Below are 18,455 nucleotides of genomic sequence, written 5' to 3'. Positions count from 1 at the left end.
GCCGGAGCCCCGCGACGACCTCCTCGGGATGCCGGCGCCGGCGGCCCTCCCACCGGCGCCGGCCCGCCCGTCAGGTGAAGATCATCCGATGGCCGGTCACCTCGTAGCCCACCCGGGCGAACGAGGCCGCCATGGGCGCGTTGCCGACGTCGGTGGCGTCGCTCACCTCGGGCTCGCCGTCGGCGGCGAAGATGTGCAGCGCCTCGGCGACGAGGTCGTCGGCGTAGTGGTGGCCGCGGTGCTCGGGCACCACGCCCATGTAGCCGATCGTCGCGAAGTAGCTGTTGCGGGTGGGCATCGTGATGCCCACCGGTTCCCCGGCCGCGTCGTAGGCCAGCCGCCACCGGTCGCGCCCGCCGGGGAAGTCGGCGATCTCCTCCAGTGTGATCTCGGCCGCCCGGCGCAGGCCGTACCGTTCGACGTCGCGCCGGGCGTAGGCGTCCAGGGTGTTCTCGCAGAGTCTGGCCAGCACGTCCACGACCAGCTCGTCGTCGACGGCGGGGACGAAGGTGAGCCGGGCCGAGCGCGGCGGCAGGCCGTACCCGGGGATCCAGCGCAGATTGATCCGCTCCACGAACCGCCGCAGCCCCGCCTTCTCGGCGGCGGTGATCCGGGCCTCGGCGTCGGCCCTGGCGTCCGGGCGCTCCCGCCAGTCGGCGGGCAGGAACAGGTGGTAGTCGGGCCGGTCACCGATGGGCGAGGAGTAACCCGGCGTGACCAGCGCGTCGTAGGCGGCCCGCAGCAGGGCGGCGCCCGCCTCGATCCCGTCCGGGCCGAGGCCCGGGTCGAACCAGTCGAGGCTGAACGGGTGCTCATGATCCTCGGGACCCCAGAAGGCGGCCCGGGAGACGACCTCGTCGCCGCGCACGGCGACCCACACCCAGCCGGAGCGGTATCCCAGCTCCTCGAAGGAGAGCCTGCGGGCGCCCACGCCGGAGGCCGGCGGGGTGGCGTAACCGTGGAACAGGTCGAACTCGTCCGCGGTGAGCGGACGGAAGATCAGATCGGACAAGCGGAACTCCAGAGAGGCATGTGCGCTCTCCGGTCTCAGGCGGCCTTCCGCCCGAGGCGGGAGCGCGTCATCAGGGTGGACATCTGCTCCTCACCTCCTCTTCCTCGAAGGGACGATCAGCCTAACCATCGCGTGATCACGGTTTCAAGCGGTGACCTGACGGGTGATCGGCATCACAGGGATATAACCCCCGAATACGGAGGAACCGTTTCCGTTGGGTCCAGCCCTGCCGAGTGGCTATCTTTTGTGCGCGGCAGGACATCGAACGGAGTGAGCGGGATCGACACACAGGTGCTGGCAGGTCGTTACCGCCTGCTCAACCCCCTCGCCGAGGGCGGCATGGGCACGGTGTGGCTCGCCTCCGACGAGACGCTCCGCCGTGACGTGGCGGTCAAGGAGGTACGGCTCCCGCCGGAGCTGTCCCCCGCCCAGCGGCAGGACCTGTGCGCCGCCGCGCTCCGCGAGGCCAACCTGACGGCCCGGCTCAAGCACCCGTCGATCATCACCGTCCACGACGTGGTCGTCGAGAACGACCGCCCGTGGATCGTCATGGAGCTGCTGACCGGGGAGTCCCTCGACCGGACCGTCACGGGCAGGCGGCCGCTCCCGCCGCACCAGGCGGCCCGCGTCGGGGTGGGCATCGCCGGCGCGCTGGCCGCCGCGCACGCCGCCGGGGTGACGCACCGCGACGTCAAGCCGGGCAACATCTTCCTCACCCGGACCGGCAGAGCCGTCCTCACCGACTTCGGCATCGCCGTCGCCGAGGGCGACGTCACCGGCGAGGTCACCAGCCGCCTGATCGGCTCCCCCAACTACATCGCCCCCGAACGGCTGCGCGGCGAGCGCGGCGGCCCCTACTCCGACCTGTGGTCGCTGGGCGCCGGCCTGTACTTCGCGGTCGAGGGCGTGCCCCCGCACCCCGCCGAGACCCCCATCTCGGCGATCAGCCGGGTGCTCACCGAGCCGCCCCGGCCGCCCGAACTGGCCGGTGAACTGGGCCCGCTGCTGATGCGCATGCTGGACCCGCTGCCCGTCGCCCGGCCGTCCCTCGACGAGGTCGTCCGCGGGCTCCAGGAGATCGCGTCCGGCCATCCCGCGGGCGCGTCCGATCCCGGCGCGGACCGTTCCAGCCACTCCGGTCACTCCGGTGCGCCGCAAAGTCACCCCGGCGTCCCGCAGGGCCGTACCGGCACGTCACAGGGCCGCACCGGCATCCCGCAGGGCCGTACCGGCACGTCGCCCCAGGGGCTTGCCGGCCCGCCGTCCGGCCGCTCCGGCGCCGCCTTGACCGGGCCGACCGTCCCGGCACGGCCGGTCCGCGCCCCGCGCAGGGGCCGCGCGCTGCTGTGGGCCGTCGCCGAGGTGGCCGCGGTCGTGGCGGTGGCCGGGACCGGCCTGGGGGTCGCCCATCTCACCGCCGACCGCGCCGAGCCCGCCGGGCCGGTACGGCTCAGCGAACGGCCCGGCGCCTTCGCCACCCCGGTGGACCTGTGCGGGCTGATCTCCGCCGACCAGGCCGGGCAGCTCCTGCCCCGTCTGAAGGGCCAGGGCAAGGCGACCAACCGGGGCGGCTGCGAGTGGGTGTCCCCCGGCGTGGGGCTGACGGTCGACCCCGCCGACGCCGACCAGTGGGGCAAGAGCCCGCGCCAGGCCCACGAGCTGTTCGTGAACCGGCGCAACGGCACCATCCCCAGCGGTCAGCTCAGTTGGAGCTGGCCGGATATCTCCGCCGGAGCCCGCTCGGCCAGGAACACCGGGCCGCTGCCGGTCAAGCCCGCCGGCGAGGAGGCGTTCGGCTACGACGTCTACGAGAACCGCCGGACCGGCAGGCTCGAACAGAGCTACGTGACTCTCCGCGTCGACAACCTGGTCGTCGAGGTCGGCTACACAGTGGCCGACGGGAGCAAGGACGGCCCCGCGATCCAGAGCGGCGCCCACACCGCCGCCACCTGGGTGGCGGCGGCGTTGAACAGACAGAAGGCATCGGGATGAACCAGGCAGACACCCCCCGCCGGCAGGGCAGGCACGCCGGTCCCGGCGCCGCGACCCCGGCCTCCGGCCACCCCGGAGGGAACACGGGCCCGGGCTCCGCTCCGGGTGGACCGGGATACGGCCCCGGCGAACCGGGTCCGGGGTACGGGCCGGGTGGACCGGGTTCAGGCTCCGCTCCGGGTGGAGCGGGATACGGCCCCGGTGGATCGGGCTCGGGGTACGGGCCGGGTGGGTCGGGCACGGGGTACGGCTCCGGTGGGCCCGGGGCCTCCGGGCCGGGGCAGTCCTCGCTGGAGTCCCTGATCGAGCGGGGCGGTCCGCTGACACCCGTCCGGGCCGCCGTGATCGGCCTGGCCGTGCTGGACCAGCTCGTGGCCGTGCACGGTCACGGGATGCTCCACGGTGACGTGCGGCCGGGCTCGGTGCTGATCGGGCCGTACGACAAGGTGCTGCTGACCGGGCCCGGTTTCCGGTCCCCGGTCTTCACCGCCCCCGAAGGCGTCACCGGCCCGGCCTCCGACCTGTGGTCGCTGGGCGCCACCCTCTACGCCGCCGTCGAAGGCCGTCCCCCCGCGCCGGGCGCCCCGATGCAGTCCGCCGGTCCGATCGGTCCGGTCCTGATCCGGTTGCTGTCCGGCGACCCGTCCCTGCGCCCCGACCCGGCCGCGCTGCGCACGACCTTGCGAGAGATCATCCAGGAGAGCTCCGGGCCCGCCACACCCGCCGGCGGCTTCCCCGTACCACCCGGTGGATTCCCGCCGCCGTCCAGCGGGTTCCCGTCGCCGCCCGAAGGCTTTCCCCCGTCGCCCGGCGGGTTCCCCTCTCCGCACGAAAGTTTCCCCCCCTCGCCCGGAGGCTTCGCCGTACCGGCCGGTGGCTTCCCCCCGCCACCCGGCGCGTTCGCCGCGCCGTCCGCCGGAGGGTCCGCCCCGTTCCGGGATCCGGTCCCCCAGGCCGAGCCCTCCGTCGTACGGCCCTTCGTCCCCACGGCGGACGCGCTCGCGGCGCCGGACGCCACGATGCCCGTCCACGCGGACATGTTCTCGGACCCGATCCTGGACCCGATCCCTGCCCCGGGCCGGGACCCCGTCCATCACCTTGCCCCCCACTCCGTCCCGGACGCCGCCTCGCGGACGGTCGTGGACGCGATCCCCGGCCTGCCCGGGGACACGGGCCGGGACGCCGCTCCCGCCTCGGATCCGGCCGTCGTCTCCGCCCCGGCCACGGTCCCGCCGACCGGCGCGGAGACGGGTGGGACGGACCCCGGCATCCCCGTGTCAGCTGAGCCCTCCCCCACCCTCTCGGGCGCCTCCCCTGCTCCCGCGTCCCATCACCCCGACGGCCCGCCCCCTCACCAGGACCTCGCGTCTCACGCGGACGCCCCGCCCCTTCACCCGGACCTCCCGCCTCCCCATCCGGAGGACCCGCCCTCCCGTCCGGTGCCGGGCGGTTCCACCGCTCCGACCGAGCGCTCCGCCGGCCCCCGGGGCGGTTCCGGCGGCTCCGGCGGCTCCAAAGGTGTCCTCGTACCCCGCTCGATCGTGGCGCTGACCTGCGTGCTGCTCGCCGGAATGGCGGCGACCATCGGCGTGCTGCTCGCCCCCGTACTGAGCGATCCGGACAATGACGAGGCCGCGCCCGCTCCCGGAGCAGGGGCGCTCTTCGCCGCCGCGCCCCGGGCGTGCAGCCTGCTCACCGACCGGCAGGCGGCCGAGGTGGTCCCCGGCTACCGGAGCTCGGAGGTCGAGCCCGCCGAGTGCAACTGGCTCAACAGCCAGGACTGGCGCAAGGCCAACGTGGAGAAGTACGACCTGCGCGTGCGGCTGGTGGCCCAGAAGCAGGACGCCTCGGGGATCGCCCGGGCCAGGGAGTACCTCGCGGGCAAGAAGAAGGACACCGTCGACAAGGCCGCGCTCGCCACGCCCAGGCCGCTGCCGCCGCAGGACATGAGCGGCGTCGGTGAGGAGGCGTTCATCTCGGCCGCCTACAGTCCGGTCAACCTCTACGGCGGGTCCTACAAGGTGACCGTGGTCTTCCGGGTCAGCAACCTGGTCGCCCAGGTCGACTACGAGCAGGGCGGCGTCAAGGGGGACCCCGACGGCAAGATCGCGGAGAACGCCGGGAAGGTCTCCCGCTGGATCGCCGAGGCCCTGAGGATCGGTGGCTGAGGTGCCGGCCGCGCTCACGGCCGCTCGGTCGAGCGGATGCGGGGTCCGCCGATGACGGGCCCCGTACTCCCCGTGCTGGCGGGCCGGTACCGGGCGGTCGAGCGGCTCGGCGCGGGCGGGATGGGCGTGGTCTGGCGGGCGCGGGACGAGCTGCTCCACCGCGAGGTCGCGATCAAGGAGGTCGTGCTCGCTCCGCACCTCCCCGAGGCCCAGCGGGCCGAGATGCGCGAGCGCACGCTGCGCGAGGCCAGGGCCGCGGCCCGGCTGAACCACCCCTCGATCGTCGCGGTGCACGACGTCATCGCCCAGGACGGGCGGCCCTGGATCGTGATGGACCTGGTCAGGGGGCGTTCCCTGGAGCAGGTCGTGCGCGCCGGCGGGCCGCTCGCGCCCGGCCGGGCCGCCGCGGTCGGGCTGGCCGTGCTCGACGGGCTGACCCTCGCGCACAGCCGGGGCATCATGCACCGCGACGTGAAGCCCGCCAACATCATGGTCTCCGACGACGGCGGCGTGCTGCTGACCGACTTCGGCATCGCCACCCTGGAGGGCGACGTCCAGCTCACCTCACCGGACGCGCTGGTCGGCTCCCCCGGCTACATCGCCCCGGAACGGCTGCGCGGCACCGGCGACGGCCCGGCCGCCGACCTGTGGTCGCTGGGCGCGACGCTCTACGCCGCCGTCGAGGGCAGGGGGCCCTTCCAGCGCGGGACTCCGGTGGCGACGCTGGGCGCGGTGCTGACCCAGGACACCCCGCCGCCCTCGCGCGCGGGCGGCCTCGCCCCGGTGTTGCTGGCCGTACTGGCCAAGGACCCCCGCGAGCGCCCCGGAGCGGCGGCGCTGCGCACCGCGCTGCGCGAGGTCTCCCTCGGCAGGCCCGCCGGACCGCTGTCCCCGGCGCCGGACCCGCGGCCCTCTCCCGGACGCCGCACCGGGATCGGTGCCCGGGGCCGCCTCGGGCTGGTCGCCGGAGCCGGGCTGGCCGTCGTGGCGGCCGGAACGGCGGCGGCGGTGTTCCTGACCTCGGGGGACCCCGGGGCGCCCGCCCCGTCCCCGGCCGGCTCGGGCTCCGGGTCCGGCTCGCAGGCCGAGGGTCTGGCCGCCGCCCCCGACCCGTGCTCCCTGCTGACCGAGACCCAGGCCGGGGCCGTCGTCCCCGGGGCCTCGCCGTTCAGGGTGCCGGGCCAGGACGGCGGGGCGGGCTCCTGCACGTGGGAGGGCGCCGGCGGCCGCAAGGTCAGCGTCTCGCTGAACCTGTACCGGGCCACACCCGGCAAGACCGCCCCCGAGACGGCGCACGCCTTCTTCGCCTCCGAGCGGACCAGGATCGACGCCGATCGGGGCAGCGGCCTCCTCGGGTCGACCGGCCCGCTCAAGGACGTCGCCCGTGTCGGCGACGAGGCGTTCGCCTACGACGTGATCGCGCTGGAGCGCGCCCACAGCGTGGTCCGTTTCCGCTCCGCCGACCTGCTGGTCGAGGTGAACCTGTCGATGGATGGTGAACGCGCCGCCCCCGCCCTGCGCAGCCGTACCCTGCGCACCGCGAAGGTCGTCGCCGGGCGGCTGGACCGGCATGGCTGACGCGCGCTCCCCGCGGGCGGAGCGGCGGCCGTGAACGATCCCGGACTGCTCGCCGGGCGCTACCGCCTCCTGGAACGCCGCGACCCGGCGGGCATGAGCCGGCGTGCGCGCGACGAGCTGCTCCAGCGCGACGTCACGGTCACCGAGGTACGGCTGCCGCCCCCGGGCCCGCACCGCGACTGGCTGCTCGGGCAGCTCCGCGCGGCGGCCGAGCTGCGGCACCCCGGCGTCGTCACCCTGCACGACGCGGTCCCGGCCCCCGACCGGATGTGGCTGATCCTGGAGGCGGTCGCCGGGCGCTCCCTGGCGCAGACCGTCCGGGCCGACGGGCCGCTGCCCACGGAACGCGCCGCCGAGGTCGGGCTGGCCGTGCTCGACGCCCTGACCGCCGCGCAGCGGCACGGCGTCAACCTCACCGCCACCCCGGAGACCATCCTGCTCGGCCCCGGCGGGCGGGTCGTCCTCACCGGCGTGGCCGCCGCCCCGGCCGACGAGCTGCGCGACCTCGGCACGGCCCTGTTCACCGCGGTCGAGGGTCATCTGCCGGGGGCCCGCTCCGCCTTCCGTACGGCCGACGGCACCCCGCTGGCCTCCCCGGAGACCGGCTCCACCGGACCCCTCGCCCCGCTCCTGGACGGCCTGCTGTCGGCCGACCCCGCCCACCGCCCCGACGCCGACTCCGTCCGGCTGACCCTGGAGAGCCTCGCGCCCCGGGCCTCGAACGCACGGCGCAGGACCCTGATCGCCGTCACGGTCGCCGTCGTCTGCGCCCTCGTGATCACCGGTGGGGTGATGTGGGGCATGCGCGGCACCACGGCTCCGGCCGCGGCCCCGGCGCCGACGGCCCCGTACGCCGATCCCGGTCCCTTGCGCACGATGCCCCCGCTGTGCGAGCTGTTCACGGCGGAGCAGCTGGCCCGGCTCGACGTACGCGAGAAGCCCTCCGCGTGGGGGAAGGGCTGCATCTGGGGACCCGCGCGCGAGGACGATCCCCGCTCGCTGCAGCGCCAGCTGTCGGTGAACGCGAAGCTGTATCCGGAGGCGGCCGAGGCGACGCGGGCGTTCGCGGCCCGCCTGGACTCGGCGGCCGAGGGGGCGGGCACCCGGGACGGGAGCACGCAGAGCGCCCCCCGCGAGGTCGGCGGGCTGGGGAACGAGGCCTTCACCGGAGAGGTGGTCAACGGCGGTTACAGCGTGACCGCGTTCGTCCGCGTCAGCAACCTGGTCCTCACCCTGCAGTACCAGCGCAACGCGGGCGAGCCCGCCGAGGAGATCGGACAGGGGGCCCTGACCGCGGCTCGGTGGGCCGTCGAGGCCCTCGTCCGGGAAAATTGAGATATATCTCGGATGGAACCCGGCCGGGGGGTCCATCCGTTGGACGGGCGACGCACAATGGCAGAGGCGGGGCACCGGCTCCGTGTTGGGAGGATGTTGAGGATGTCACCCGTCCAGAAGTACGCCCTCGGAGCCGGAGCGGTCGTCCTGCTCTCCTGGATCTTCCTGCCCGGTTGGCTCACGCTGCTGGTCGTCCTGGGCGTCATCGCCGCCCCGGTCGTCGGCTACTTCATGCTCGACCCGTCACAGCGCCAGCGGCTCAACCGCATCCGCAGGCGCGGCATCGGCCGCTGACCCACCGGTACGGCGCCGCCGCGTCGTGCGCCGTACCGCCCGGCCCCGCGCACGAGCGCGGGGTCAGGCGGTCGCGGCGGCGATCTCGTCTTCGACGCGCCGGGTGACCTTGCGCTCGAACACGAACGACAGCAGCGGCACCGTGCCCGCGAGCATCACGCTCAGGATGTACGGCCACGACCAGCGGGCCTTCATGCCCAGGTTCATCGTGGCCACCAGATAGAGCATGTACAGGAAGCCGTGGATGGGTGAGACGACCTTCGACGGGCCTTCGATGCCGAAGCCGTACCTGAGCACGATGCACGCGACCAGGACCAGCAGCATCACGCCGACCACGTAGGCAAGGACTCGGAAGGGCTTGAGGGCGGATTCCACGGTGATCTACCTCGGTCTGGGGTTCGGGACACTCAACGATATGCGGGTTCAGACGGCGGCCGGCCTGGACGGGGAGCCGTCCGGCGAGCCCGTCCCGGCCTCCGGGGCGCGCTCCGCCCCGGCATTGTGATCGGGATCGGGATCGGGATCGGGATCGGGCTCGGGCTCGGGTCCCGATCCTGAGCCGGAGTCCCGTCCGGCCGTACCGCTCCGGACGGCGTCGCGCACGAAGTGCCACCACATGAAGACGGCGAACAGGCCGAAGATCCACCACTGCGCGGCGTAGGCCAGGTTGCGCCAGGTCAGCACCCCGGAGGCGGTGGGGGGCGCGACGGGGACAGGCTCGGCCGCCACCGCCGGGGCCGGGCTCTGGGCGGTGGCCACCACGTAGCCGTCGCGCAGCTTCCCGCCCCGCCACATGTTGATCAGCTCGGCCGACGAGACGGTCTGGACCTGTCCCGCCGGCACCTCGCGCACGCGCTGCACGCTGTCGGTCGGCTCGGAGGCCTGCAGCCGCCCGCTCACCGTGACCCGCCCCTCCGGTACGGCCGTCGCCGGGTCGGAGGCCGAGGGGATCCAGCCGCGCACGACCGGGATCGACGTGCCGTCCCCGAGGTCGAGCGCCGTCAGGATCCACAGGCCGTCGTCCCGGCCGGCCACCAGGAGCTGGCGGGTGGCGTCGAAGGTCCCCTCCGCGGTCACCTTGCGGCCGATCGCCTCGCCGTCCAGGTGGCGTCCGGCCTGGGCGAGCGTGGTCACCGACACCGGGGCCGGGTCCACCGCCGCCTGCGGCCTGCCGGAGTCCTCGAAGACGCCGAGCTGCCAGCGGCCGAGGAAGACACATGCGACGAGCGCTCCGACAGCGAGGAGGTGGAGCGCCACCACGCGGGGAGAGAACAGGATCCGGAGCATGACACCACGCTATCCGCCCGCGGCGGTGGTCCCGTTTCCAGGACCTCACCAGCGCGTCCCCGCCTCATCCCGATCCGGCATGGCTCGCCGGTGAAGTGGTGTGAACCTGTGTTGAAAAGTCACCGCCTATCGCTAAAGTCGGACCATGTCTGATCCCCAGATTGACCCGGCAGGAAACACCCAGCAGTTCCGCGCCTTCGCTCAGCGCAACGAGCCGGAGGCCGCGCCGGAGAAGCGATCCCTGGTCGTCCCCATCTCCATCGCGGTCGCGGTCGTGGTGGTGATCGCGGCGATCGCCGCCTACCTGCTGCTCATGTGACGGGATTCCGGCACCCCGCACAGTTCCGGCACCCCGGAGCCGCGACCCCGTGGAGTTCCGACGTCTACGGAGTCCCGACGTCCCGTGGAGTTCCGGCGCCCGGTGGGCTTGCGGCTCCTGCGGAGTTCCGACACCCGCGGAGTTCTGACACCCGCGGAGTTCTGACACCCGCGGAGCTTTGACGCCCCGCGGACCGCGCGACCCGTCCGGGCCCCCGCCCCTCGACGGGATCGGACGACCGACAGCGCCGAAGGCCTGAGCCCTCGGCGCTTTTCGTGTTCTCCGGGCCCGTTGACATACCGACTGGTCGGTGTGACGCTGCTCACGCCCGGGCAGGTATGGACGGCGACCACGGCCGCGAACTACATTGGACTCCGAGTCCAATAAGGAGAGCGGATGAGCACGCGCCCCGGTCTGACCATCATCGGCTCCGGCTTCGCCGGCATCGGCATGGCGATCAAGCTGAAGGAGGCCGGTTACCACGACTTCGTGATCCTGGAGAAGGCCTCCGACCTCGGCGGCACCTGGCGGGACAACACCTACCCGGGCTGCGCCTGCGACGTCCCCTCGCACATGTACTCCTTCTCCTTCGAGCTCAACCCCGGCTGGTCGCGGATGTTCTCCCCGCAGACCGAGATCTGGGACTACATGCGCGCCTGCGTGGAGAAGTACGGACTGGCGCCCCACTTCCGGTTCGGCAAGGAGGTCGTCGGCCTGGAGTACGACGACGCGGCCAGGAACTGGCAGGTCGGCACCGGCGACGGCGAGACGTTCACCACCAACGCGGTCGTGTCGGGCATCGGCGCCCTGCACGTGCCGTCCTACCCGCAGATCCGGGGGCGCGAGCGGTTCCGCGGCCCGGCCTTCCACTCGGCCGAGTGGGACCACTCCGCGGACCTGACGGGCAAACGGGTGGCGGTCATCGGCACCGGCGCCTCGGCGATCCAGTTCGTCCCCCGGCTCGCCGAGCAGGCCGCGCACCTGACCGTCTTCCAGCGCACGCCCCCGTGGATCCAGCCCAAGCCGGACTTCGCGCTCTCCCCCAGGATGAAGCGGGTCATGCGGCTGCCCGGAGCCGCCCGCACGCTGCGCAACACGATCTACTGGGTGCTGGAGACCCGCGCCCTCGGCTTCACCGTCGACCCGCGCCTGATGAAGGTGCAGGAGGCGGTGGCCAGGCGCCACCTGGAACGGCAGGTCCCCGACCCCGAGCTGCGCGCCAAGCTCACCCCCGACTACACGATCGGCTGCAAGCGCATCCTGCTGTCCAACGACTACTATCCCGCGCTGGGCAGGGACGACGTCGATCTGGTCACCGACGGGGTGGCCGAGATCCGGGAGAACTCGATCGTCGACGCCACCGGCAGGGAGATCGAGGTCGACGTCATCGTCTACGGCACCGGGTTCAAGGTCACCGACGCGCTGAACGAGCAGCGGATCATCGGCAGGAACGGCCTGAAGATCCAGGATGCCTGGCAGAACGGCATCGAGGCCTACTACGGCATCACCACCGCCGGTTTCCCCAACCTGTTCTTCCTGCTCGGCCCGAACACCGGGCTGGGCCACAACTCGGTCGTCTTCATGATCGAGTCGCAGGTGAAATACGTGCTCGACTGCCTGCGGCTGCTGTCGAAGACCGGGGCCAGGGCGCTGGACGTGCGGCCCGGCGCCCAGCGCGCCTTCAACGACCGCCTCCAGGAGCGCCTGCACGCGCTGGTCTGGAACGAGGGCGGCTGCCGGAGCTGGTATCTCGACGAGCACGGCGTCAACCGCACCACCTGGCCCGGCTTCACCTTCGAATACTGGGCGCGCACCCGCAGGGTCAGGCCCGGGGCCTACGAGCTCATCCACTGAAGGCCCACCGGCCTGCGCGCCGTACACCCGCCCCCGCCGCGGAGGCCGTACGGCGCGCAGGACCGCGGTCAGGCGACGCCGGGTCATAGTCGGGCGGACCCGGGTCGCGGTCAGGCGGCGCCGGGCTTGGCGGGCAGCGCCACCGGCGGGAAGTCCAGCTCCGTCTGGCCGACGGAGTTGAAGTAGTTCGTGAACACGTTGAGCGCGACCGCGCCGATGATCTCGCCGATCTCCCCGTCGTCGTACCCGGCGGCGCGGACGTCGGCGAGGTCGGCATCGGAGACGAAGCCCCGGTCGCGGATCACCGCGCGGGCGAAGCGGAGCGCGGCGGCGACGGCCGGGTCCGAGGCGTCGGCGTCGAGCCCGGCCTCCAGGTCGGCCTTGGCGACGCCCGCCCGCTCGCCCAGGACGGTGTGCGCCGCCAGGCAGTACTCACAGCTGTTCTCCACCGCCGCGACCAGCGCGAGCTGCTCGCGGACGGCGGCGGAGAGCCGTCCCCTGGCCAGGGCTCCGCTGAAGGCGAGGTAGGCGTCCAGGACCGCCGGGGAGGCGGCCATCGCGCGCATCATGTTGGGCGTCGCGCCGAGAGCGCGCTCGACCTTGCCGAGCAGCGTGCGGGCCTGCGGGCTCGCGTCGGCCGGGTCGACGACGGACAGACGGGGCATGGGGAACTCCTTCACCGGAATCAACATTTGGCAGTGCCAACTATAGTTGGCACTGCCAAATATTCAACCCCGGCAGGAGCACGAGGATCGGGAAAAGCGGCGGGCCGTACGGCTGCGGGGTCAGGCGGACTCGTGGTCCGGGCAGTCCAGACGCAGTTCCCCGTCCCCGAACGGGGCGTCCACGAACAGGCAGTGATGCGGCCGCGCCGGGTCCTCCGGATGCGCGTCGGGCCGGTAGAAACGGCAGGTCAGGCACATCCGGGAGATCGGGATCGCCCGGTGCTCCTGCAGCACCCGCATCATCGCCGAGGCCCCGCGCAGCATCGCCGCCAGATCGCCGGCATCCAGCGCGGCGACCGCCGCCCGCAGCGGCTCCGGCACGGCGCTCAGCCGCGCCGCCTCCTGCCGGCCGACGCCGGTGAGCGTCAGCACGAACGCCCGCGCGTCGGCGGCGTCCCTGACCTTGCTCACCAGCCCCTTGCCGGTCAGCGCCCGCATCGCGTCGCTGACCGTCGGCGCCGTCGAGGCCAGGGCCGCGACCACCTCCCCCTGCCGCCGGGGCCGGTCGTCCCCGGCGAGGAAGGCAAGGATGTCGGCCTGGAGAGGCGAGAGCCCGTACGGCCCCGCGTTGCGCCAGGCGCTCATCCGCACCGCCTGCCCCAGCTTCGCCAGCCCCGCCAGCAACTGCTCCTCACGCGGCGGCCCCGGCACCTCCACGGGTTCACCTGCGTCCACCGGCCCACCCCTTCAGGAACCCCATCACTGCGGATGCCCGAATCCTAGGCATCACCCGGTGGACGCGGGACCACCCGGTCAGCGCGCCGGAGAGACGACCAGGGCGCTGCCCCCGCCCCGGCGGGACGGCTCGGCCACGGCCTGGAGCCTGCCCTTGCCCAGGAACTCCACGGCGGTGGCCGCGCCGATCTCGGGGTTGAGGGCGAAGCTGTGGCCCCTGGCGGTCAGCTCGGCGCCGTAACGGTCCAGGAAGGCCTGCTCGGCCTGGGTCTGGGCGGTGTTGCGCTGGGTGGCGCGGGGCGCGGCGAGGGCCTCGGGCAGGCTCATGCCGAGCTCCCAGCGGTTGACGAGGATCTGCAGGACGGTGGTGATGATCGTGGACCCGCCGGGCGAGCCGAGGGCCAGCAGCGGCCTGCCGTCGTCCAGGACGATCGTCGGCGCCATGGACGAGCGCGGGCGCTTGCCCGGCCCCGGGAGGTTGGGGTCGCCCGGCGCGGGGCCGAAGGTGAAGTCGGTCAGCTCGTTGTTGAGCAGGAAGCCGCGGCCGGGCACGACGATGCCGTTGCCGCCGGTGGACTCGATGGTGATGTTGTAGGCGACGACGTTGCCCCAGCGGTCCGTCACGACGAGGTGGGTCGTCTCCGGCCCCTCCCGGGCCGGTCCCGCGGTCTCGGGCTGCGCTCCGCCCGCCGGGGCGGGGCACGGGGCGTAGTCGCCGTCCGGCTCGCCCGCGGGCGCCGGGTGGGCCATCGCCCGCTCGCCGATCAGGCAGGCGCGCTCCTTGGCGAACCCGTCGGACAGCAGCTCCCGCAGCGGCACGCCGGGCACGTCCCCGACGTACTTGCCGCGGTCGGCGAAGGCGAGCCTGGAGGCCTCCAGATACTCGTGCACGCCGACGTCGGGCAGGGCCTCCAGGATGTTGAGCGCCTCGCCGACCGTCGAGCCGCCCGAGGACGGGGGCGCCATGCCGTACACGTCCATGCCCTCGTAGGAGATCCGCGTGGGCGGGCGTTCGAGCGCCCGGTAGGCCCGCAGGTCCGACAGTTCCATCAGGCCCGGCCGGACGTTCCTGGTGGATCCCGGGGTGACCGGCGGGCTCTTGACGGTCCGGACGATCTCGGCGCCGAGGCCTCCGCCGTACAGCCAGCGTCCGCCGTAGCGGCCCAGCTTGCGATAGGTGTCGGCCAGCTCGGGGTTGCGGAAGGTCGAGCCGACCGCGGGCGGCGCGCCGCCGGGCAGGTACAGCGCGGCGGTGGAGGTGAAGTCCTTGAACCGGGCCGCGTTGGCGGCGGTCTGGTCGTAGAAGGTCTGGTCGACCGTGAAGCCCTTGGAGGCGACCTCGATCGCGGGCTGCAGCGCCTGCCGCAGCGAGATCGTGCCGAACCGGCGCAGCGCCAGCTCCCACTGGGCCACGCTGCCCGGCACCCCGGCCGACAGCCCGCTGGTGACGGCCTCCTCGAACGGGATCCCCTCCAGGGAGGCCGAGGTCATCGCGCCGGGCGCCGTCTCGCGGCCGTCGATCGTGTGGACCCTGCCCCGCCGCGCGTCGTAGTAGACGATGAACCCGCCACCGGCCAGCCCGGCCGAGTACGGCTCGGTCACACCCAGGGTGGCCGCCGCGGCGATCGCCGCGTCCACGGCGTTGCCCCCGCGCCGCAGCACCTGCAGCGCCGCCTTGCTCGCGTCCAGGTCGACGGTCGAGACCGCGCCCCCGTATCCCTCGGCGACGGGTGTCTTGTCCACCCTCTCCGCCGGCTTCTCCGCCGGCGGTGCGGCCACCGCCGTCGGCGGGGCGAGCAGGACGGAACCTCCGGTCAGGACTGCGGCGAGCGGCGCCGCGAAGCGACGAGTGATCATCATGACCTCCTCCGGACAGCTTTACCCAGCTTGTCAGGATTGTCAGCACTTCTCCCGGGGGAGATTTCCGCCCCACCTACCCCGGGAACACCCCCGGCTACCCCGGAGGATGTAGCGTGGCCTGCCGCACCGGGGGGACGCGCAGGTCACGCCGCCGGACATAAGGTGCTGGACGTGCGAACCCACCCCCGCTGGACCGACCGGATGCTCCCGATCATCGTGGCGGCCGCCCAGGTCGCCACCAACTACGGGGCGCAGGAGAACCAGCCCGACCGGCTGCCGGTGGACCCGGCGGGCAACGCGCTGCTGCTGGCCGGGGGGCTCGTCCTGGCCTGGCGGCGCAGCCGTCCCGTGCTCACCCTGGCCCTCACCCTGGCCACGATGGTCGTCTTCGTCATGCGGGGCCACCCCTACGGCCCGATCTTCTTCAGCCCGGGCATCGCGCTCTACAACGCCCTGGCCCTCGGCCACCGGCGGACCGCCTGGGCGTTCGCGGTGTCGGGCTACGCGTTCTTCGTGGTCTACACGACCTGGCTGGCGCCCGTCCCGAGCCCGGGCCTGTGGCACTCCCTGACGATCGCGGCCGTCATGGGCGTCCTGCTGGCCGTGGGCGAGTTCGCCCGGACCAGGAAGGAGCGCAGGACCGAGCGGGAGCGGATCACCGAGGAGGAGTCGCGGCGGCAGGCCAGCGAGGAGCGGCTGACCATGGCCCAGGAACTGCACGACGTGCTCGCCCACAACATCTCGCTCATCCACGTGCAGGCCTCCACCGCGCTGCACCTGATCGACGACAACCCCGAGCAGGCCCGCACCGCGCTCACCACGATCAAGCAGGCGTCCAAGGAGGTGCTGACCGAGATGCGCTCGCTGATCGGCGTGCTCCGCGACGGCGCGCCCCGCTCGCCCACCGGCGGGCTGGACCAGCTGGACCAGCTGACCGAGCCGGCCGGGCGCAACGGCCTCGACGTCACCCGGCGGGTCACCGGCCGGGCCAGGCCGGTGCCCCCCGGGGTGGACCTGGCCGGATACCGCATCGTCCAGGAGGCCCTGACCAACACCGCCCGGCACGCCCCCGGCTCCACGGTGGAGGTCCTGCTGGAGTACGGCCCCCGCGAGCTGCTGATCCGCGTCACCGACTCCGGCGACGGGACGCCCGCCGAGAGCCTGGGCGGCGGGAACGGCATCCCCGGTATGAAGGAACGGGCCGCCGCCCTGGGCGGCACGCTGACCGCAGGACGCCACGGACCGGGCTTCCGCGTCGAGGCGCGGCTGCCGGTCCCCGCGGAGGAGTCGTGATCAGGATCGTTCTCGCCGACGACCAGGCCCTGGTCAGGGCCGGGTTCCGGGCGCTGCTCGACGCCCAGCCCGGGATGACCGTGGTCGGCGAGGCCGCCGACGGGGCCGAGGCCATCGCGCTGGCCGGCGAGCACCGGCCGGACGTGATCCTGATGGACGTGCGGATGCCCGGCATGGACGGGCTGGAGGCCACCCGGCGCATGCCGCCGGGACCGAGGATCGTCATCCTGACCACCTTCGAGCTCGACGAGTACGTCTTCGAGGCCCTGCGCAACGGCGCCAGCGGCTTCCTGGTCAAGGACACCGAGCCCGCCGAGCTGATCCAGGCCGTCCGGGTCGTCGCGGCCGGGGACGCCCTGCTCTCCCCCGGCGTGACCCGCCGCCTCATCGCCGAGTACGCCAGCCGCGCCAAGGAGCCCGCCTCCTGCCTCGACCTGTCCCCGCTCACCGACCGCGAGCGGGAGGTCCTCGCCCTGGTCGGCACCGGCATGACGAACGACGAGATCGCCGGCCGGCTCTTCATGAGCCCGGCCACGGCCAAGACCCACGTCAGCCGCATCATGATGAAGCTCCAGGCCCGCGACCGCGCCCAGCTCGTGGTCATCGCCTACGAGAGCGGCCTGGTCCGCCCCGGCTGGACCTGAGTCCCTTCCGGGCCGATCGATCTTTGCGATACCGACCGCGTCCACCAGAACACGAAGAGACACGTGATCATGGTCATGACCTCGCAGAAACAGCACGCCGACCTGCGGCCCACCCCCGAGCACGGCTGGATCGCGACACCGCTTTCCCGCGAGCTTCACTCACCGACCGTGGAGCGTGACCGGCGCGCCCATCCCGGCAAAGTCGATGTCCGCATCGACGACCCCCGAGATCCAGTCGAACCGGACTTCGTCCCGGCTCCGGCCGCCTCCCCGCGCCCGTCGACTTCACGCTCGACACCTCCGTCTTCGACAAAGCCCTCCGGCAGACCTGAGCGCACCGCCCCGGCGGGGTGGATGACGAGGCGTGACGGCGGAGGGTGACGGCAATGTCACTGTTCGACCCCGGCGGGAGCCGTTACCGTCGAGCCGTGGGGACCTGGATCGCGGGCCCGGCCGCTCGCTGAGTGGAGCCGGCCGCGCTGTTCGTCGGGGGGCTCGCCGCCGGGATGGTGGCGGGCACCGCTTCGTGCACGGCCGTGCAGGGCGGTCTGCTGACCGGGCTGACCACCCGGGCCACGGTCTCGGGGCCGAAGGTCGTCTCCCTGTTCCTGGCCGGACGGCTCGCCTCCCATCTGGCGGCGGGGGCGCTGCTGGGGCTGCTGGGCTCGGCCGTGCGACTGACGCCGGGGGTGCGGGCCGCGCTGATGATCGTGGCGGGGGTCGCGGTCATCGGGTTCGGGCTGCGCCTGCTCACCGGGAGGTCCCGCGCGTGCCCCTCCCACGGGGGTGGACGGCAGGCCGCACCGGCCCTGGGAAGGGCCGCGCTGCTGGGAGCCTCGACGATCCTGCTGCCCTGCGGGGTCACCCTGAGCGCCGAGGCGGTCGCGGTCTCCAGCGGCTCCGCGCTCGGCGGCACGGCGGTCATGGCGGGGTTCGTCACGGGCAGCGCGCCCGCGTTCGCCCTGCTCGGGCTGGCTCTTCGCCGGATGGCCTCGACCCGCCTGGCGGCGCTGGCGGGGGTGCTCGCGCTGGCCGCCGGGCTGTGGACCGCGACCTCGGGGCTGCGCCTGGGCGGGTGGCTCCCCGGCCCCGCGGCGGCGCAGGCCGTACGGCAGACCTCTGAGGCTCGTCACGATCACGCGCGACCGCCCGGGGCCGGCGATGTGCAGCGGATCGACGTCTGGGCGACGGACCGGGGTTACCGCCCGGGGATCGTCACCGCCCGCGCGGGCGTGCCCGTGGAGATCACCTTCCGCCTGGCGGGGAGTCCCGGCTGCGCACGGTCCCTGACCATCGACGGCCGCGACGTGGCCCTGCCCGCCGTCGTACGGCTCGGCCCGCAGCGTCCGGGGTCGCTGCGCTACGTCTGCTCGATGGGAATGTATACGGGGTTCGTCACCTTCGTCTGAGCACTCCCGG

General features: G+C 73.6%; 16 protein-coding genes. 10 read left to right on the top strand and 6 right to left on the bottom strand.

All coding sequences use genetic code 11. The features are described from left to right. Window positions 1-70: 70 nt before the first annotated feature. The gene (locus Pta02_RS15200; protein ID WP_203875450.1) at window positions 71-1,012 is read right to left on the bottom strand and encodes a GNAT family N-acetyltransferase; all 942 of its coding nucleotides are present in this window, start codon (window positions 1,010-1,012) and stop codon (window positions 71-73) included. 270 nt (window positions 1,013-1,282) lie between these two features. Between Pta02_RS15200 and Pta02_RS15195 the strand changes: the two genes are divergently transcribed. The 5 genes from Pta02_RS15195 to Pta02_RS15175 all read left to right on the top strand — a co-directional run bounded on the left by Pta02_RS15195 (window position 1,283) and on the right by Pta02_RS15175 (window position 8,379). Next, on the top strand, window positions 1,283-3,004 hold the full coding sequence (locus Pta02_RS15195) for a serine/threonine-protein kinase (protein WP_203875449.1): 1,722 nt from the start codon (window positions 1,283-1,285) through the stop codon (window positions 3,002-3,004). Window positions 3,005-3,345: 341 nt separating this feature from the next. Next, complete coding sequence (locus Pta02_RS15190) at window positions 3,346-5,172, top strand: serine/threonine-protein kinase (protein ID WP_203875448.1); 1,827 nt, start codon at window positions 3,346-3,348, stop codon at window positions 5,170-5,172. A 51-nt stretch (window positions 5,173-5,223) separates the two neighbouring features. Beyond that, window positions 5,224-6,750: a serine/threonine-protein kinase gene (locus tag Pta02_RS15185; RefSeq protein ID WP_203875447.1), complete on the top strand. Its 1,527-nt coding sequence runs from the start codon at window positions 5,224-5,226 to the stop codon at window positions 6,748-6,750. Between the two features lie 30 nt (window positions 6,751-6,780). After that, the gene (locus Pta02_RS15180; protein ID WP_203875446.1) at window positions 6,781-8,085 is read left to right on the top strand and encodes a hypothetical protein; all 1,305 of its coding nucleotides are present in this window, start codon (window positions 6,781-6,783) and stop codon (window positions 8,083-8,085) included. A gap of 102 nt (window positions 8,086-8,187) precedes the next feature. Continuing rightward, the gene (locus tag Pta02_RS15175) at window positions 8,188-8,379 is read left to right on the top strand and encodes a tail-anchor membrane protein (RefSeq protein WP_203875445.1); all 192 of its coding nucleotides are present in this window, start codon (window positions 8,188-8,190) and stop codon (window positions 8,377-8,379) included. 63 nt (window positions 8,380-8,442) lie between these two features. Here Pta02_RS15175 and Pta02_RS15170 read toward each other — a convergent pair whose 3' ends face one another. After that, window positions 8,443-8,754 carry a DUF3817 domain-containing protein gene (locus tag Pta02_RS15170; protein ID WP_203875444.1) on the bottom strand — a complete coding sequence of 104 codons (312 nt, stop codon included), beginning with the start codon at window positions 8,752-8,754 and terminating at the stop codon, window positions 8,443-8,445. Between the two features lie 48 nt (window positions 8,755-8,802). After that, the gene (locus Pta02_RS15165; RefSeq protein WP_203875443.1) at window positions 8,803-9,666 is read right to left on the bottom strand and encodes an SURF1 family protein; all 864 of its coding nucleotides are present in this window, start codon (window positions 9,664-9,666) and stop codon (window positions 8,803-8,805) included. Window positions 9,667-9,811: 145 nt separating this feature from the next. Between Pta02_RS15165 and Pta02_RS15160 the strand changes: the two genes are divergently transcribed. After that, window positions 9,812-9,985, top strand: a complete 174-nt coding sequence (locus Pta02_RS15160) for a hypothetical protein (RefSeq protein ID WP_203875442.1) — start codon at window positions 9,812-9,814, stop codon at window positions 9,983-9,985. Window positions 9,986-10,381: 396 nt separating this feature from the next. Then, the gene (locus Pta02_RS15155) at window positions 10,382-11,839 is read left to right on the top strand and encodes a flavin-containing monooxygenase (RefSeq protein ID WP_203875441.1); all 1,458 of its coding nucleotides are present in this window, start codon (window positions 10,382-10,384) and stop codon (window positions 11,837-11,839) included. A gap of 110 nt (window positions 11,840-11,949) precedes the next feature. Here Pta02_RS15155 and Pta02_RS15150 read toward each other — a convergent pair whose 3' ends face one another. From Pta02_RS15150 to Pta02_RS15140, 3 genes are all read right to left on the bottom strand, one after another. Beyond that, on the bottom strand, window positions 11,950-12,504 hold the full coding sequence (locus Pta02_RS15150) for a carboxymuconolactone decarboxylase family protein (protein ID WP_203875440.1): 555 nt from the start codon (window positions 12,502-12,504) through the stop codon (window positions 11,950-11,952). Window positions 12,505-12,624: 120 nt separating this feature from the next. After that, a complete protein-coding gene (locus Pta02_RS15145; RefSeq protein WP_203875439.1) occupies window positions 12,625-13,239 on the bottom strand; it encodes a MarR family winged helix-turn-helix transcriptional regulator in 615 nt (204 codons plus the stop codon). Window positions 13,240-13,317: 78 nt separating this feature from the next. Further along, complete coding sequence (locus tag Pta02_RS15140) at window positions 13,318-15,099, bottom strand: gamma-glutamyltransferase family protein (RefSeq protein ID WP_373872378.1); 1,782 nt, start codon at window positions 15,097-15,099, stop codon at window positions 13,318-13,320. A 171-nt stretch (window positions 15,100-15,270) separates the two neighbouring features. Here Pta02_RS15140 and Pta02_RS15135 point away from each other — a divergent pair, with 171 nt between their 5' ends. The 3 genes from Pta02_RS15135 to Pta02_RS15125 all read left to right on the top strand — a co-directional run bounded on the left by Pta02_RS15135 (window position 15,271) and on the right by Pta02_RS15125 (window position 18,445). After that, the gene (locus Pta02_RS15135) at window positions 15,271-16,392 is read left to right on the top strand and encodes a sensor histidine kinase (RefSeq protein WP_203875438.1); all 1,122 of its coding nucleotides are present in this window, start codon (window positions 15,271-15,273) and stop codon (window positions 16,390-16,392) included. After that, window positions 16,389-17,036, top strand: a complete 648-nt coding sequence (locus tag Pta02_RS15130; protein ID WP_203875437.1) for a response regulator — start codon at window positions 16,389-16,391, stop codon at window positions 17,034-17,036. Before Pta02_RS15135 ends, Pta02_RS15130 begins: the two co-directional genes overlap by 4 nt. A 464-nt stretch (window positions 17,037-17,500) precedes the next feature. Continuing rightward, window positions 17,501-18,445, top strand: coding sequence for a sulfite exporter TauE/SafE family protein (locus tag Pta02_RS15125; protein WP_203875436.1), 945 nt, complete (start codon window positions 17,501-17,503; stop codon window positions 18,443-18,445). Window positions 18,446-18,455: the final 10 nt, after the last annotated feature.

The organism is Paraplanobispora takensis (assembly GCF_016863195.1).
GTDB lineage: Bacteria > Actinomycetota > Actinomycetes > Streptosporangiales > Streptosporangiaceae > Planobispora > Planobispora takensis.
This window is presented reverse-complemented; position numbering and strand designations above follow the sequence as displayed.